Origin of the sequence: Citrobacter sp. C348 (genome assembly GCF_047467975.1) — a bacterium.
Lineage (GTDB): Bacteria > Pseudomonadota > Gammaproteobacteria > Enterobacterales > Enterobacteriaceae > Citrobacter > Citrobacter gillenii.
The window spans coordinates 593547-608439 of record NZ_JASJUJ010000001.1 but is presented as its reverse complement, the minus strand read 5'-3'; the positions used below and the strand labels follow the sequence as shown (position 1 = coordinate 608439).

Here is a 14893-nt window from a genome sequence, read left to right as displayed (position 1 = left end):
CACTCCATGAACTGTCGATTAATTCGGTTGAATGTGAACGCGAGAAAATAAAAAGGCCGCATTAGCGACCTTGTGATTCGTTTGGTTAGCGTCATGCTGCCTCCGTCGACTTTTTGAAGGAGTGAGCTATTCGCGCCGATGCGATTGTCACGTAGTCAGGATTCAGGTCGATGCCTATGAAGTTGAAACCTTCTTCTATAGCTGCCCGACCAGTGCTTCCGCTACCCATCCACGGGTCCAGAACGGTACCGCCTTGCGGGGTAATCAACCTGCATAGGTAACTCATCAATGAGAGCGGCTTAATGGTTGGGTGATTGTTCTTAGCACCATTGGTGCGACCAGCACCTGCGCGCGGATCATTAATTCCGACGCTTCCCTCTTTGCGACCTCCAGTCATCTCACTGGCTGATATCGATATGAATCTCTCTAGCCCTTCATCCCTTTCTTTCTTCGTTACCTTGGCGCAGTAAAAGAACCTAGCCGCACTTTTGTCTCTTTCCACTCTAGCGACATGCGCTTTTGGAGGTGGCATATCTCCATACCTACCTTGAGAAATCCTAGATCTCCCAGTCTCTTTTAAATCTCCTTGCTGACCTTTCGCATCCGGGAACGCTGATACGACAACATCACTTCCATCGTGAATTATATTTGCCGGCCAGCGTCCATCAGCTGACGGCTCGTCTGTCTGTATCCGGCAAGAGTCGATATTTATTGCGCCGGTGCCATTCTCAGCCATGTTGGCTGACACCGTCTTCTTGAAAGGTTTGCGAGCCATGACGATCGGCTCATGGGCTGGTTTTAACGCGGTACCCCATCCATCAAAATCGCCATCGAGGTTATGCGACTTGGGAAAGCCGCTTCCGTAAATCCAGAGGATTTGGTCCCTGATTTCGAAACCAGCATCCTCAACGTTAACGACAAGACGGTGATAGGTACGGGACCCACCGAAAGCCAGCAGGTGTCCGCCAGGCTTCAGAACGCGCAGGCATTCCTGCCACTGCTCAACTGTCGGGACCTCGTAATCCCACTTGTGGTTCATGAGACTCAGTCCGTACGGTGGATCCGTCACGATGGCGTCAACAGAATTATCAGGCAGAGTTTTCAGAACATCCTCACAACGCCCGACGTGAAGTTGATAGGTCATGCGTCCTCCGGGTTATGCTTATCCCATCCATTCCGCTCAATATTCACCTGCATCCGTTTATCTCCTACCTCTTCGATACTCCTACCGGTAATCTCTGCTACTTCTGCGTTGGTGTAGCGCATGAGTATTGCTAACTCTTCCGTTGACCATTCACGCATAGTTAATCCTCCGGAGCGGGCCAGCGCGTTACGCTTGCTTCTAACTGAGTAAATGGAGCGACCGGTTGCCTTGGCTATCTCTTCCTCTGAGAACCGACCAAAGAGATGAAGCTCAGCTGGCGTCCATACTCTTCCGGTCATCTTGCTGATAAGTGGTGCGCCGATACGTGATGCCTGGCGATTGATTGCCGATTCTGAACGCTCGAGTTTTTCTGCTATTTCTGAGCGGGACATCTTCATCCCAACCTCGTGCAGAAACAGGTTTTCAAAGGGTTGCCAAGGTTCGCTCATTGAAAGCACCTGTTATTTGATGATTAATGATGGCTTGCCAACCTTGAGTTGAGCGCCGGGAATTGATTGGCCCGCTTTGAGTTGGTGCTTAATCGCTAATTTATCCGCCTTGATAACGGTTTCGTATTCGACAAACTCTGGAGGAAGGGAGCTTGAGTCGACAATTTCCACTGATTCAGAAGGAGAGCGAATTGTTACCTGGTGAATACCGGCTCTGATTTTCTTCTTTCCTGCTGTGGTTAATGCGGTTGCTATGTAAGCCTGAATGTTTTCAACTTTATTCAGCGTGACTACTGCGCGTTCGTTGAGTGATTTTGCCTCGTCCTTGAGGCGTTCTGCGTATCCGGTTTCGTTCTTGCAGATAGCCAGCAACTGCTCAATTTTATCTGTAAGCTCTCCTTCCATCCCTTCAAGCGTGTCGGCGATCGCATCTGCCTCGAAGTCTGAATCCATCAACTTGGCGTAGTCGTTGGCGATTTCGTAAAGCTTACTCACTGGTCACCTCCAGCTTTGCTTTGCACTCTGCATAGATAGCCTGAACGTTCTGCTGCAGCTTCATGCCAGCTGTGCGCTTGTAGGCATCGGCAAAGATGCGTTTCAGGTCGTCCATGCTTTCTGCTTGCGCCATTTCATCGCAAAGAGTTTGAACATGGTCGATCACTTCCTGCTGTCGAAGACGCTCATCTTCGCGGATATCTTCCTCTGACTTGTGCGCCATAACCGGCTCTTGGTAAACGCCGTCATCTTCATTGATGACGTGGATCGCGTTATCCAGACGCTCAGCACGAGGCCAGTACTTGCTGGCCCGCTTAACGATGGTCTTACGCGCCATCTCTTCCCAGAAGTTTTTCCACGGGCCATTCTTGGCTTTACTGGTTGCCTCCGTTGTCTTAATTTCTGCCAGGCTCATTTCTTCTGTCAGGTAATCGCCGTCAGCCGTTTTAACTGTGCAATAACCGCCGACTACGTCACCGCGATCGCCGAATGCGTTGTATTTGTGGGTAGGGGCGGTATCAAGTCCGTTTGATTCGTACGTGTCGTTTGAATACACCAGTTTGCACTGGCCCCACTTAATGGAACCGGTAGACTGTGCAAGATGGAGGAGACCCATGTAGCTGATATCAAGACACACCATGCCGTCGCGCGGAACCAGATAAGCCAGCTTGCTAGCCGGGTTAAGAGTGATTCCGATCGCCGCAACGTTGATGATGGCATTCTGTGCGCTGGTAGGGTTTGATAGCGCCGTCTTGGCTAAATAGTCGTTACGCTGGAAGTACTGAATAGCAAACTGGCTTTCCTTAGCCCATGTGACTGACTGGTCAGTTACCGCGCCAACAAAGAGTGGCTCCTGTTGTTTAACGAACTCAACAATGCTGATGCGACAGAGACACAACACTGGTGCGAACCAACCGTAAAGAGTCAGTCCCGGCCAGTGGGAGAAAGCACAGTAAATCTGACGCGCTATATCTTGGCGGCTTCCTGAATGATCAGCCCACGCAGTTCATTGAGTTTGCAGATGACGCGATAAATATCACAACTCCTAATCCGGTTAATATCACGTGCTCATCTGCAACGGTAACCGCCCCTGATGGGGTAACGATGACAACTCCAACTCTTCATGTAACTGGGGATATCACGGCTGGCGGTGACATCACAGACAACAACGGAACTCAGAGCGCGTCGCTCAAGGCTCTGCGCGACAACTACGACCAACATAAGCATCCGGTTGAAGGAATTCAGACGGGCTTGTCAACAGTCACTTCCAACGTAACGGATAAGCCAACATGACATACAGAACCATGCAATTAGACACGTCTACGTGGGATTTGACGCTGGATGGCAACGGTAATCTGGCGATCGCCGATGAGTCGTATTCCGTCGCTCAGGATGTTGCCAGCGCATGCCTGGTGTTCTCTGGTGAATGCTATTACGACAACACGCTGGGAATTCCGTGGAAAACAGAGGTGCTTGGGAAACGTCCGTCTCCGGGGTTCATTGCGCAGAAGATGCAAACAGAAGCGCTCAAGTTACCAATCGTTGATCAGGCTCTGGCGTCCATTTTCTTCGACAAAAACACCCGCACAACTCGCGGCACGATCCGCGTCACCGATATAAACGGGAATATTGCACAGGCCACTTTATGACGACATTAAATACAGCCGTTCCGGATGTCACCATTACCGAGAATGGACTATTGGTACCGGACGTATCGGATGTGCTCGCTGGTCGACTAACTGACATGTCGACGGCGCTAGGTGGCGGGGCCAGCCAGTCTCTTAGCTCACCGCAAGGGCAGATCGCACAGTCAGATACAGAGATTATCGCTCAGGAGTATGACAAGCTGTTGTGCCTGTTCAACCAGGTAAACCCTGATTACGCAACGGGTAGATTTCAGGACGGTATCGGGCAGATTTACTTCATGGACCGGATATCGGCGCAGGGTACAGTTGTTACTGCGACCTGTATTGGTCAGGTCGGCACGACAATCCCTGCCGGAAGTACAGCCATTGATATCAATGGATATATCTACCAGTCTATCGACAACGCAACGATACCAGCGTCAGGAAGCATTGATGTTCAGTTTGTGAATAACACAACCGGGCCAATCCCTTGCGGGGCCGGAGCATTAAATCAGATTTACCGGGCAGTATCGGGATGGGATGCGATCACAAACGTTAGCCCCGGTGTAGTAGGAGTAGATGTTGAATCACGCATTGCATTTGAAACGCGTCGCAAACAGTCAGTTGCCAGAAACAGCCGTAACCAGGATGCATCAACTCTGGCGGCATTACTCGCCACTAATGGTGTTCTCGACGCATACGTCTGGTCAAACAGAACTGCAGCCACGGTAAACAAGGGAACAACTAACTTCCCGGTACTGGCGCATTCGATTTACATCTGTGTCTATGGCGGCACTGATGAGGATGTTGCTGAATCAATTTTCCAGACGTACAACCCTGGTGCAAACCTGAACGGAAGTACTCATCACACCGTTTACGATAACGTTAATTATCTGCCACCCTATCCTGAATATGATATGCAATGGCAGAAAGCCACACCTACTCGGGTTTATTTTAATGTTGAATTAGACAGCTCACTTAATCCTCCAAGCGACATTACATCGCAGGTGAAATCCATGATCGCCAACGTATTCAATGGTGGTTACGAAGGAATAGGGAAGGCAAGGATTGGTTCAACCATTAACGCCGGTAAATATTACGCGCCTGTGATTTCCATTTCTCCAGATACGGTAGGAATACTGAGTCTTGAAGTATCTCTCAATGGGACAACTTTCGGGCCAGCGTCAACCATGGGGATAGATCAGGTTCCAACCATTCAGGAATCAGACATCACCGTAACGTTGTCATAAGAGGTATCCATGTGGGAAGACACAATTCTTACCCAATATTCCGCAAGTAAAAAACTAATCTCCATCATTGATACATTTAATCAGGCAATAAGTCTCAATGACTTTACAGAAGAGTTCATTTCTAAAGTATGGGACCTGACAACTTGCGAAACATTCGGACTTGATATGTGGGGAAAGATAGTCGGCATAAGCAGGTATATAAATGCCCCCATTGAAAGTAGCTCTTTTGGTTTTAGCGAAGCCGATGATGCAAATCCTGATTATCCTACGCCATTCAATGAATCACCATTCTTCGGTGGAATGCAGGAAACAACAAATGTGAGGTTGGGAGATGATGCATACAGGACTCTTATATTTTGCAAGGCATTCACAAATATCAGTATTGCTACAATTCCAGATATAAACAGATTTCTAAAAATCCTCTTCTATCAGAGAGGGAGAGCATACTGCGTTAATTACCGTGATATGACCATGGGATTAACGTTTGAGTTTGAGCTAGCGCCATATGAAGAGTCTATTCTGACAAATTATGATGTCACACCAGTTCCCAGCGGCGTTCTTGTAAAGATAAATCAAATCATCAGTCCTTACTTCGGATTTTCAACTGACGCTTATCCATTTAATGATGGAACATTTTACAGAGATTAAATATGAAACGTTCAGATTCCCCTTCTAAACAGCCAAAACCATTTGGAATTAACGGTCAGCGAGAGGATATTTTACCAACTACGCCATCTGGTGATAATACTGCTTCGTATGAATCAGGTTTCCCTCCAATCACGATGATCCTGAAGTCTGCAGGTGGACTACCGCCCAAGGGTCAGGATATGAACCAGATTCTGTATGAACTCTCTGCCTTGTGCCGTTGGGCTAGTGCTGGAGCGCTGAATACTTTCGACTCAACATTCTCAACAGGTATTGGAGGATATCCTAAAGGCAGCCTTCTTTTCAGTGATGATGGTTTAAAAACATATATTAACACCACTGATGATAACACCGCCAATCCAAATACTGGTGGGGCAGGTTGGAAGGACCTGTTTACTTTCTTGGGGCTGGGAAGTGCAGCAAAACTCTCCGCAGTTGCGGCAGTTCAGGGAGTATCAGGGTATTTAATTATTCCTGGACTTGTTGGGGGGGTGGAAAAAAATACCATCATCCAGTGGGGGCCATGGACAAATGATGGTACTGGGGATTCGACTGTAGTCTTCCCATTCCCGTTCCCCAATAACGCACTTCAGTTATTTGTCTCTGCGCAGGCAATTGGAACTGGAGCATATTCCGGCTGGAACACACTTACTAAAACGGGATTCAAAGGCAACATGTGGGCAGCACAAAACACCAGACAATCTGGTAACTCCACTTATCTGGCTATTGGGGATTAATAATGAATTACGTATATAGCGCAGAAAACAATCTATTTTATCCCGTACAGCTTCAGCGTCAATATGAAAAAAATGGAGATTGGCCGTCCGATGCGGTAGGTGTTGATGACAATATTTTCCATGAATTTACCTCCCTCCGAGATGGCTTGGTTCGGGTTGCCGGGGAAAATGGTCTGCCAGTATGGGGAGGTGCTCCGGCACGAACACACCAAGAATTGACTGCGTTGGCAGAACAGCAAAAGCAGACGCTTCAAGATGAGGCGCTGAAAATTACCGCAATATGGCGTGCGGAATTGCAACTAGGAATCATATCTGATACTGACAAGGCGCGTCTAACGGCATGGATAGAATACTATAAAGCCGTACAGGAGATCGACGCCGATTCAACGACCGATATCAAGTGGCCAACAAAACCAGAAAATTAACTAATAAACCGCAGACACCGCTGTTGAGGCTCTGCGGTTATCATTCACAAAATCACAAGTCTGCAATTAAAGATAGGAAATACTTCGCATTAACCCACGCTTGGATCATTACATTATCATCATACCTGGCGTTTGGCAAAATTGTGTAAACTAAGATTAAACAAACAGCGATATACTTATATCTTCTATTTAAATCGCAGCCAATTATCGATAAAGACACAAGTATAGTTGCATAAAATCCTGCCTCTACCATTCTGGTGCGCACTGCGAACTGCCGAGCATAATCCCAACTTATCCCAGGGAAGTCATTATTTATCTTAACATAGTCCATAATGAACAAACCCACGATGAAGGTTAGAATGGAAAGCAATAATGAGCGAGTGGCAGTGTTCTGCTCCTGATTGCTGTAGGTAGTGACTATGAGTGTGGCGATAGCGGATAAAACCACAGGAACTCCGTACCTTGCCGAAAAGTTCGCAAAATTAAACTGATGACCTATAGGCCAGACGTTACTTCCAAATGCTCCGCTACTAATAAGTTTTTCACCAGATACTAGCATCTCAGCTTGTGGATATATCAGTCCGTGAGATGATAATTCTGGGATAAACTTCGCAATAAACGACACCCCCATATTACCGAATGTAAAACCAATCAGCGTTCCTAATGAAATTATAATAATTAGTTTCCACAATTGGTGTTGATTATCCCTCGTGAAAATTTTGTTGTCATGGCGTAAACATAAGAAATATGTGGCTATAGTTGATATTATTAGACCCGCATACAGCCAACCGTTAATTGAGTATGAACTGAAGTCAAAATATATTAATGGAAGCGCTGCAAGAGATGCGCAGGAGGCAACATAGATAGTCACTTTTTCCGCAAATTCAGAGTTAACAACTTCTGCAAATGCCCAACATAATATAATAGATACACATATCAAAGATACGTTAAATGTTGTGGTTGTAGCGCCAATACTTAATAGTGCAAGCGCGCCGGTGCTTAATGGGTTAAATTTAATATTTGTTTTTTTGAGCTTAACCCACCTCAACGCCGATATTACCCAAAAGACTGAAAGTGAGCTAATTACTCGACCTGGATGCAATGTAAAATAAATTGGGTTTGATGAATCAAATAATTTAACCCTTTCCATGGGGTTGAATGATAGCGCACCAAAAAAAATAAGAATCACGAGTATCAAGCTGTAGAATCTTGAACAACGAAAAGATCTGATGCAAAAATACGTCAAGCTGAATGCTGAAAGTTTAACCATAAATTGCATAACCCATACTGAAATCAGCAAAGTGTTATGTTGTGCAGGATTTTTTGTCCAGTAGAAAACAGGAAAAAGAAACGACAATTCGTCATAATGATATGATAATAACGGAAAATATTTTATGTGCTCCGGTCCATATATAGATGAAAGGGTTATATTATGAAGTTCGGTAATTGTTCTATCTCCAGTAATGAACGCAAAACCAAACTGGATGGTAAGCATAGCAGAAAGAGATAGAACAATGACTTGAACTGGTAACTCTACCTTTGAATTTCCATGGCCCTTAACGCGAACCGAAATTGCGATAATCACAGCCACTGCCAGGAATAATAGACTTGCAATTGCTGCAGTATGAGCAGGTAGAAACAATGAGATAAGTCTATTAATGGCTGATGTGGTAAGATATATTACAATAAATCCTGAAAATGGAATTATAGCCCTCTCAAAAGAAGTAAAATCAGCATTGCTATAACTTGCTGCTTTTTTTGATATAAATGAAGATATGAACAGCAAAAACGAAATATATAGTAAAAGAATAAATGTTGACTTGTTGGATATAACTCCGGATAGGGAAAAGTCATGGATCTTTATTTTATCCCAACCCCAATCACTCCAATAAGGCGATGGGGGGGTATGCACTTTATAAACTCCTAACCCAGCAACATCCGCATGCGTTGATATAGAAATCCCCTGAAAAACCCATATCGACGATATAATTATAACCATCAACATTATATATTTTTTGTTGATTATAAATTTATTCAATGGAACTTTTAGATCATTCATCTTGTTAAACGGGTTAAATGTGAGAAACGGATAGGTGATAATGGGTGATCTGTTGTTTGAAATCAATGGCCTTGATCAATTTAAGGATCTGACATGACAGCAGAAAACGAAAAAAACACAGAGCAGAAGTCTGAGCAGGATGCCTTTCTGAAATTCCGCCCTATATGCGGCAGCACCATGTACCAGGAAGATTATCTTGGTGAAAAATGGTGGTTTTGTGATGATCCAGAATGTGGGTTTTATGAACCGGTGAAATAGAGAGGGGTAAAAATGGGCCACACAAAGGCTTGTATCTATTTACAAAACTTTGTGTGGCTTTGTCGGGTGGGGCATGGATGGGGCAAAAAATTAGCGCAAAACAACTCAAAACCTCGGAAGGTGGTGATTCGTCTTGCGCTAATTTTTCATACTTTCTCATCAATCCAGTCAGCCCACCACTGCATCATTTCCCGGCGCTTATCCATGTACTGTGCGTGATTGTATATCCCACGTATAGAGCCGCTGTTAGCGTGTGCTAACTGTTTCTCAATGGCATCTGCGGGCCACTCATGCTCGTTCATTATTGTGCTGAACTGGTGCCGGAAACCGTGGCCACTTGCCAGGCCTTCATATCCTATCTGCCTAATAACCAGCAGCACGGCATTCTCACTGATTGGCTTTGTTTTATCGTTGCGCCCGGCGAACACGAAGCTTGATATCGGCTGCGTGACCGGCTTTAAAGTCTCAAGCAGAGAGATCACCTGATCTGACATTGGGACAAGGTGAACTCGACGCCCTTTCATCACCTCTTCGGCGATCGTTATAGTCCTGGTTTCAAAGTCGACGTTCGACCATTGCATGGACCGGAGTTCTTTTGTCCTGAGTACCGTGTATTGCAGAACCTGCGTTGCTATGCGTGAAACGATGCTTCCGGAGAACCCAGCCAGCGCCTTATTGAATGCCGGTATCTGGTCTGCAGGAAGGAAGGGGTAGTTCTTCTTCCGGTAACCCTTCATGGCATCAGCCAGGTCAGGCGCAGGGTTATACTTCGCTCTCCCGGTAACTATCGCGTACCTGAATACTTCCCCGCACCGCCGTCGCGCCTTATTGGCCCGTTCCATTGCCCCACGGTCTTCATACCGTCGGATCACTTCAAGTATCTGCATGGGTTCTATCTCGTTAATCTCCATCCCGCCAATCAACGGCAGAATGTCATCATGGAACATGCGTGACAGTTCGGTGCTGTATACCTCTGACCATACCTGTTTTTTGTGTTCGTACCATTCCTGGTATATGGAGCCGAATGAGTTGTCTGTGGCTGACAGCTTTTTAGCCTTTACCGGATCGACACCGACAGACACATCCTTTTTGGCAAGCCACGCTTTGTCTCTGGCTTCCTGCAATGACATGAGCGGATATTTTCCTACCGTCAGCACCTTCTCTTTTCCATCGAGCTTGTAACGCAATTGCCATACTTTCTTTCCGGTAACCGGCACATAAAGGTACAGGCCATTGCTGTCGAGCAGCCGGTACGGTTTATCTTTCGGCTTTGCCGCGTCGATCTGCTTGATGGTGAGCATGGGTAAAATTCCGGTGGGTAAAATTATTTACTCGTTTTTTACCCGCCGAAGCATGCGGCTGTCAACGTTCCATTGCGAACTATGGCGAACTGGTATTTTATTGAGAGCTTGCTATGTAAGGGATTTTGCGAACTACTGCGGAGAGTGGCGAACTGTGAAATGGTGTCCCCTGCAGGAATCGAACCTGCAACTAGCCCTTAGGAGGGGCTCGTTATATCCATTTAACTAAGGGGACGAAGCGGCACGAGTATAGCGTTTTTTACCTGCAACGGTAAGTCTGTGTCCGCCTGACTGCTCAAACAGTCGCCATTCAGGATTGTTTCTTCTGGTTTTTCTGCTTTTTTTGTTCCCGCTCAGCCGCTAATCGGGCCTCTTCTTTGCGTTTATTGCTCATATCATTGCGAATTTGCGCATGGCTCATCAACGCGAAGATAAATGTCCCACCGCAAATATTCCCGGCAAGCGTTGGAAGCGCGAACGGCCAGAAGAAGTCGCTCCAGTGCAGTGTGCCGTTAAAGACCAGGTAGAGAATCTCAACCGAGCCGACGACGATGTGCGTGGTATCACCCAACGCAATAAGCCAGGTCATCAGAACAATGACGACAATTTTTGCCGCGCCCGCTGCGGGAAACATCCACACCATGGTGGCGATCAGCCAACCGGAAATAATCGCGTTGGAAAACATCTCCGTCGGGCTATTTTTCATAACGTCCATCCCAATTTTGACAAAGGCGTCGCGAGTCTCTTCATCAAAAATTGGCATATATTCAAATGCCCATGCCGCAATGCCGGTGCCGATAATGTTACCCAGCAAGACCACGCCCCACAGACGCATCAGTAAACCAAAATTGCCGAGGGTTGGATTTTGCATGACCGGCAGGACAGCGGTTACAGTGTTTTCGGTAAAGAGCTGTTGGCGGGCCATGATGACAATGATAAACCCGAAGGTATAACCGAGGTTTTCCAGTAAGAACCCGCCGGGAACGCCCTCAAGCTGTACGTGAAAAATGCCCTTTGCCAGTAAAGAGGCTCCCATCGATAGCCCAGCGGCGATAGCTGACCACAGCAGCGCCATCGCATCGCGTTCCATCTCTTTTTCCCCGTCCTGGCGAATATGTTCGTGAATCGCCATAGCACGGGAAGGAAGTCGGTCCTCGTCGACTTCTATCTTTTTACCCTGCAACTTCTCTTCACTTTCTACTTCGAGTTCGTCGCTGTGTTGATCAATTTTTTCTTTTTCGATGTCATTCATTTTTAAGTCCTGAATAAGCACGTATTGCTAAAGCGTAGCGGTTTTTATCCAGAAACTGGCGGGAGAAACTCTGAAATCGCAAAAATGGTAACGTTTGTATTTATCGGATTCGGTAAAATAGAAACACCGCGAGGTCTACCTTACCAGGCTATGATCAAATCAGTAAGTTAGGGTATATAGACATCGTTTGACGTGCTGTTACAATCGCTCACATCTAAACCGGCGGACACCTTATTGTTCCGTCATGGATGGCAATCAGCGATAGCCATAATACACAGGGAGACACTTATGAAGCTTCGCCTGTCGGCGCTTGCGCTGGGAACCACACTTTTGGTGGGGTGTGCGAGCTCCGGTACAGAACAGCAGGGGCGCTCGGATCCGTTTGAAGGGTTCAACCGCACCATGTACAACTTCAACTTTAATGTGTTGGATCCGTATGTTGTTCGACCGGTGGCTGTAGCCTGGCGTGATTATGTTCCGCAGCCGGCCAGAAACGGTTTGAGCAACTTTACGGGCAACCTCGAAGAACCGGCCGTGATGGTCAACTATTTCCTGCAGGGCGATCCCTATCAAGGGATGGTGCATTTCACCCGTTTCTTCCTGAACACCTTACTAGGTATGGGCGGCTTTATCGATGTTGCGGGCATGGCGAATCCAAAACTGCAGCGCGTTGAACCCCATCGTTTCGGCAGTACGTTAGGTCACTATGATGTAGGCTACGGTCCGTATATGCAACTTCCGTTCTACGGCAGCTTCACGGTACGTGATGACGGTGGTGATATGGTGGATACGCTGTATCCGGTTCTGTCGTGGCTGACCTGGCCGTTGTCGGTCGGTAAATGGACCATTGAAGGGATTGAAACCCGCGCGCAACTGCTCGACTCCGACGGTCTGCTGCGTCAATCTTCCGACCCGTACATTATGGTGCGTGAAGCTTACTTCCAGCGTCATGACTTCATCGCGAACGGCGGGAAACTCAAACCAGAAGAAAACCCGAACGCGCAAGCGATTCAGGATGATTTAAAAGATATCGATTCCGAATAAGGAAGAGGTACAAATAAAAAGGTGAGCTTTTTAGCTCACCTTTTTTACGTCTGAAGAAAATCAGAATGCGTAGTTCAGGTTCATACCATAAAGCCAGGCTTTCCCTTCTGATTCGAAAGAGTAAGGGCCTTCTTCGAATTTCACTTTCTGACCGTGCATGTAAGATACCCCTACATCTACAGAGGCATCCTTATTAAAGGCGTAGGTTGCCCCTGCGCTCAGCCAGAAGCGGTCCTGGTCTGGAATAGAAATAGAACGGCGGTCAGCCGGGACTGGACTGTCATCATAGGCAATACCGGAACGGAACGTCCAGGTATCGTCGTAGTAGTAGGTTGTACCCAGCGCGATACGATAAGAGTCTTTGAAACCTTCTTCTTTATAGAACAGGGTCTGGCCGTCGCTCCCTTTCGCTTTCAGCTCCTGGAACTGACTCCAGCTGGTGTATGCCATGCTGTAGTGTACCGCCCACTGCGGTGCAACGCGGTTATAACCTGAAATCTCCCACATTTCTGGCAGGTTCAGGTCAAGTGAACCGTCGATTGTGTTGCCATTGGTTCCTGCTGGCAGGCTGGCGAACACTGGACGCAATTGCGGGGGGATACGGTCTGTGGAAGGCAGGCTGCTGCGATAGTCGCCATCGAAGTCAACTTTTACTTCTGAACGGTAGGTGAAACCGTAACGGTTATCTTTATCTACTTCATACAGGATACCCGCGTTCCAACCGAAGCCCCATTCGTCCCCCTTCAGGCGCGCAATTTGCGTATCTGCTGGGTATTGGGCTGCCAGTGCTGGAGGAACTCGCCCACCAGAACCTGCGACGATCTGCTGTGGAAGGTCGCCCGCATAGCGTTCAAGTTTTGCTTTGGCATACACGGCGTTCAAGCCGAGGCCGAAGCTGAAGTGATTATTAAGACGATAGGCACCGCTCAGGTTCAGGTTGAGTGTTTGCAGATCGGTCTTTCCACCCATAGAGCCAGCGGTGTAATTGTTATTAAACTCCGTCGCCAGACCATAGTTAGAGGTGACAGATGCCCCCCAACCAAACTGATCGTTAATCGGGGCAACATAGTGTAGGTTCGGCACCCATGCAGTCGGCGCAATGTTATCCTGGCTGGCGTCGTTGCCAATGCGTGAACGGCCGGAAATATCAACGTCCGGATCGACGAAAATCGCACCTGCTGAGAAAGTAGGGCGATCGAACATCATGATCAGTGCCGGGTTGCGGCTGGCGTTACCAGCGTCGTCTGCGATAGCGCCTTCACCCGAATATGCCCGGCCAAGGCCAGAGGAAGAAAATTCGTTTAACTGAAAGCCTGCAGACCAGGCCTGTGTGGAAATAATTGCCACTGCGACTGCGAGAGCAGACTTTGTAAACAGGGTTTTCTGGCTCATGACCATAACCTCATCGATTTATTTTTATACAAACAATGTTACATGCCGTAACAGGAGCGCGAAGTGTAGGGTCTGAGGTACCACATAGAAATCAGACCAGTGGCGAGAGTATAGGTCTGACCAGATAGAATGTTGCAAGTATGTTTATAAGTTTTTTCAAATATGATCTTAAAAACGCGATCCAGCTGGCAAAATTGTGGGGATGCGCACTCACCTGTTCGGGCGATTTTTGTTTTGGATCATTTTTAAGTGTGATTTCGGTCGCTTATCGCATTTCGCACAATTAACGACTGGAGAGGAGGAAAATGGGAGCGTAAAATATCCCCAACGTTTATCTGGCACCCTTGGTGCGAATACAGAGGAAATCTACAATGAGTAAATGCAGTGCTGATGAAACCCCGGTTTGCTGCTGTATGGATGTTGGTACCATCATGGACAACACCGATTGCACCGCGTCATACAGCCGTGTGTTCGCGACTCGCGCACAGGCAGAAGAAACGCTGGCCGCTCTCACCGAGAAGGCGCGTGGCGTAGAATCTGAGCCTTGCCAAATCACCCCAACCTTTACTGAAGAAGCTGAGGGTGTTCGTCTGGATATCGATTTTGTTTTCGCCTGTGAAGCTGAAACCCTGATCTTCCAGCTGGGTCTGCGTTAATCCCTTCTTTCAGTGCCCTTGCCACCTTCTGACAAGGGCATTTTCGTAACAAGCAGTGATTACTCACTGTGCCATAGCTCCCACTTTCATTTCTCTCCACTTGGCTAAATGTAAAAAATTGGTTAAGACTGTGATCAGGTCAGACCACTTATTTTATTTTT

The 14893-nt window shown here is 47.2% G+C and carries 17 protein-coding genes and 1 tRNA gene; 9 read left to right on the top strand and 9 right to left on the bottom strand.

From position 1 onward, the window contains the following. Window positions 1–91 precede the first annotated feature (91 nt). Genes QNN86_RS02880 through QNN86_RS02865 form a run of 4 tightly spaced genes read right to left on the bottom strand, consistent with a single transcriptional unit; the run spans window position 92 to window position 2986 of the window. Window positions 92–1144 (bottom strand): DNA-methyltransferase, encoded by a 1053-nt coding sequence (locus QNN86_RS02880; protein ID WP_414210599.1) that lies wholly within the window; start codon window positions 1142–1144, stop codon window positions 92–94. Continuing rightward, a complete protein-coding gene (locus QNN86_RS02875) occupies window positions 1141–1593 on the bottom strand; it encodes a hypothetical protein (RefSeq protein WP_414210658.1) in 453 nt (150 codons plus the stop codon). Before QNN86_RS02875 ends, QNN86_RS02880 begins: the two co-directional genes overlap by 4 nt. Window positions 1594–1605: 12 nt before the next feature. Continuing rightward, complete coding sequence (locus QNN86_RS02870) at window positions 1606–2088, bottom strand: siphovirus Gp157 family protein (RefSeq protein WP_414210598.1); 483 nt, start codon at window positions 2086–2088, stop codon at window positions 1606–1608. Further along, window positions 2081–2986 (bottom strand): recombinase RecT, encoded by a 906-nt coding sequence (locus tag QNN86_RS02865; RefSeq protein WP_414210656.1) that lies wholly within the window; start codon window positions 2984–2986, stop codon window positions 2081–2083. The genes QNN86_RS02870 and QNN86_RS02865 overlap by 8 nt, the downstream gene beginning before the upstream one ends. A gap of 206 nt (window positions 2987–3192) precedes the next feature. On the opposite strand from QNN86_RS02865, the gene QNN86_RS02860 reads away from it, so the two are divergent. The 6 genes from QNN86_RS02860 to QNN86_RS02835 are packed head-to-tail and all read left to right on the top strand — an operon-like array spanning window position 3193 to window position 6770. Continuing rightward, window positions 3193–3381, top strand: a complete 189-nt coding sequence (locus QNN86_RS02860; RefSeq protein ID WP_414210597.1) for a hypothetical protein — start codon at window positions 3193–3195, stop codon at window positions 3379–3381. Continuing rightward, entirely contained in the window at window positions 3378–3737 is a 360-nt protein-coding gene (locus QNN86_RS02855; protein ID WP_337899754.1) for a hypothetical protein, read from the top strand. Before QNN86_RS02860 ends, QNN86_RS02855 begins: the two co-directional genes overlap by 4 nt. Then, window positions 3734–4963 carry a baseplate J/gp47 family protein gene (locus QNN86_RS02850; RefSeq protein WP_414210596.1) on the top strand — a complete coding sequence of 410 codons (1230 nt, stop codon included), beginning with the start codon at window positions 3734–3736 and terminating at the stop codon, window positions 4961–4963. The genes QNN86_RS02855 and QNN86_RS02850 overlap by 4 nt, the downstream gene beginning before the upstream one ends. 9 nt (window positions 4964–4972) lie before the next feature. Beyond that, a complete protein-coding gene (locus QNN86_RS02845; protein WP_414210595.1) occupies window positions 4973–5611 on the top strand; it encodes a DUF2612 domain-containing protein in 639 nt (212 codons plus the stop codon). A 2-nt stretch (window positions 5612–5613) separates the two neighbouring features. Further along, window positions 5614–6345 (top strand): hypothetical protein, encoded by a 732-nt coding sequence (locus tag QNN86_RS02840; protein ID WP_414210594.1) that lies wholly within the window; start codon window positions 5614–5616, stop codon window positions 6343–6345. Between the two features lie 2 nt (window positions 6346–6347). Then, window positions 6348–6770 (top strand): tail fiber assembly protein, encoded by a 423-nt coding sequence (locus QNN86_RS02835; RefSeq protein WP_414210593.1) that lies wholly within the window; start codon window positions 6348–6350, stop codon window positions 6768–6770. A 52-nt stretch (window positions 6771–6822) separates the two neighbouring features. Here the strand turns inward: QNN86_RS02835 and QNN86_RS02830 are convergent, their stop codons facing one another. Continuing rightward, window positions 6823–8829: a hypothetical protein gene (locus tag QNN86_RS02830; protein ID WP_414210592.1), complete on the bottom strand. Its 2007-nt coding sequence runs from the start codon at window positions 8827–8829 to the stop codon at window positions 6823–6825. A 93-nt stretch (window positions 8830–8922) separates the two neighbouring features. On the opposite strand from QNN86_RS02830, the gene QNN86_RS02825 reads away from it, so the two are divergent. Next, entirely contained in the window at window positions 8923–9087 is a 165-nt protein-coding gene (locus tag QNN86_RS02825) for a hypothetical protein (RefSeq protein WP_414210591.1), read from the top strand. Between the two features lie 146 nt (window positions 9088–9233). On the opposite strand, the gene QNN86_RS02820 is transcribed toward QNN86_RS02825, so the two are convergent. From QNN86_RS02820 to QNN86_RS02810, 3 genes are all read right to left on the bottom strand, one after another. Then, complete coding sequence (locus QNN86_RS02820) at window positions 9234–10388, bottom strand: tyrosine-type recombinase/integrase (protein WP_414210590.1); 1155 nt, start codon at window positions 10386–10388, stop codon at window positions 9234–9236. Window positions 10389–10548: 160 nt separating this feature from the next. Further along, window positions 10549–10623 (bottom strand) — tRNA-Arg (locus QNN86_RS02815). Between the two features lie 75 nt (window positions 10624–10698). Next, window positions 10699–11640, bottom strand: coding sequence for a formate/nitrite transporter family protein (locus QNN86_RS02810; RefSeq protein WP_181617460.1), 942 nt, complete (start codon window positions 11638–11640; stop codon window positions 10699–10701). A gap of 288 nt (window positions 11641–11928) precedes the next feature. Between QNN86_RS02810 and mlaA the strand changes: the two genes are divergently transcribed. Next, on the top strand, window positions 11929–12684 hold the full coding sequence (mlaA, locus tag QNN86_RS02805) for a phospholipid-binding lipoprotein MlaA (RefSeq protein ID WP_096756318.1): 756 nt from the start codon (window positions 11929–11931) through the stop codon (window positions 12682–12684). A 60-nt stretch (window positions 12685–12744) separates the two neighbouring features. Here the strand turns inward: mlaA and fadL are convergent, their stop codons facing one another. Continuing rightward, on the bottom strand, window positions 12745–14076 hold the full coding sequence (gene fadL, locus QNN86_RS02800) for a long-chain fatty acid transporter FadL (protein ID WP_181617459.1): 1332 nt from the start codon (window positions 14074–14076) through the stop codon (window positions 12745–12747). A gap of 371 nt (window positions 14077–14447) precedes the next feature. On the opposite strand from fadL, the gene QNN86_RS02795 reads away from it, so the two are divergent. Beyond that, complete coding sequence (locus QNN86_RS02795) at window positions 14448–14732, top strand: YfcZ/YiiS family protein (protein WP_115257884.1); 285 nt, start codon at window positions 14448–14450, stop codon at window positions 14730–14732. Window positions 14733–14893: the final 161 nt, after the last annotated feature.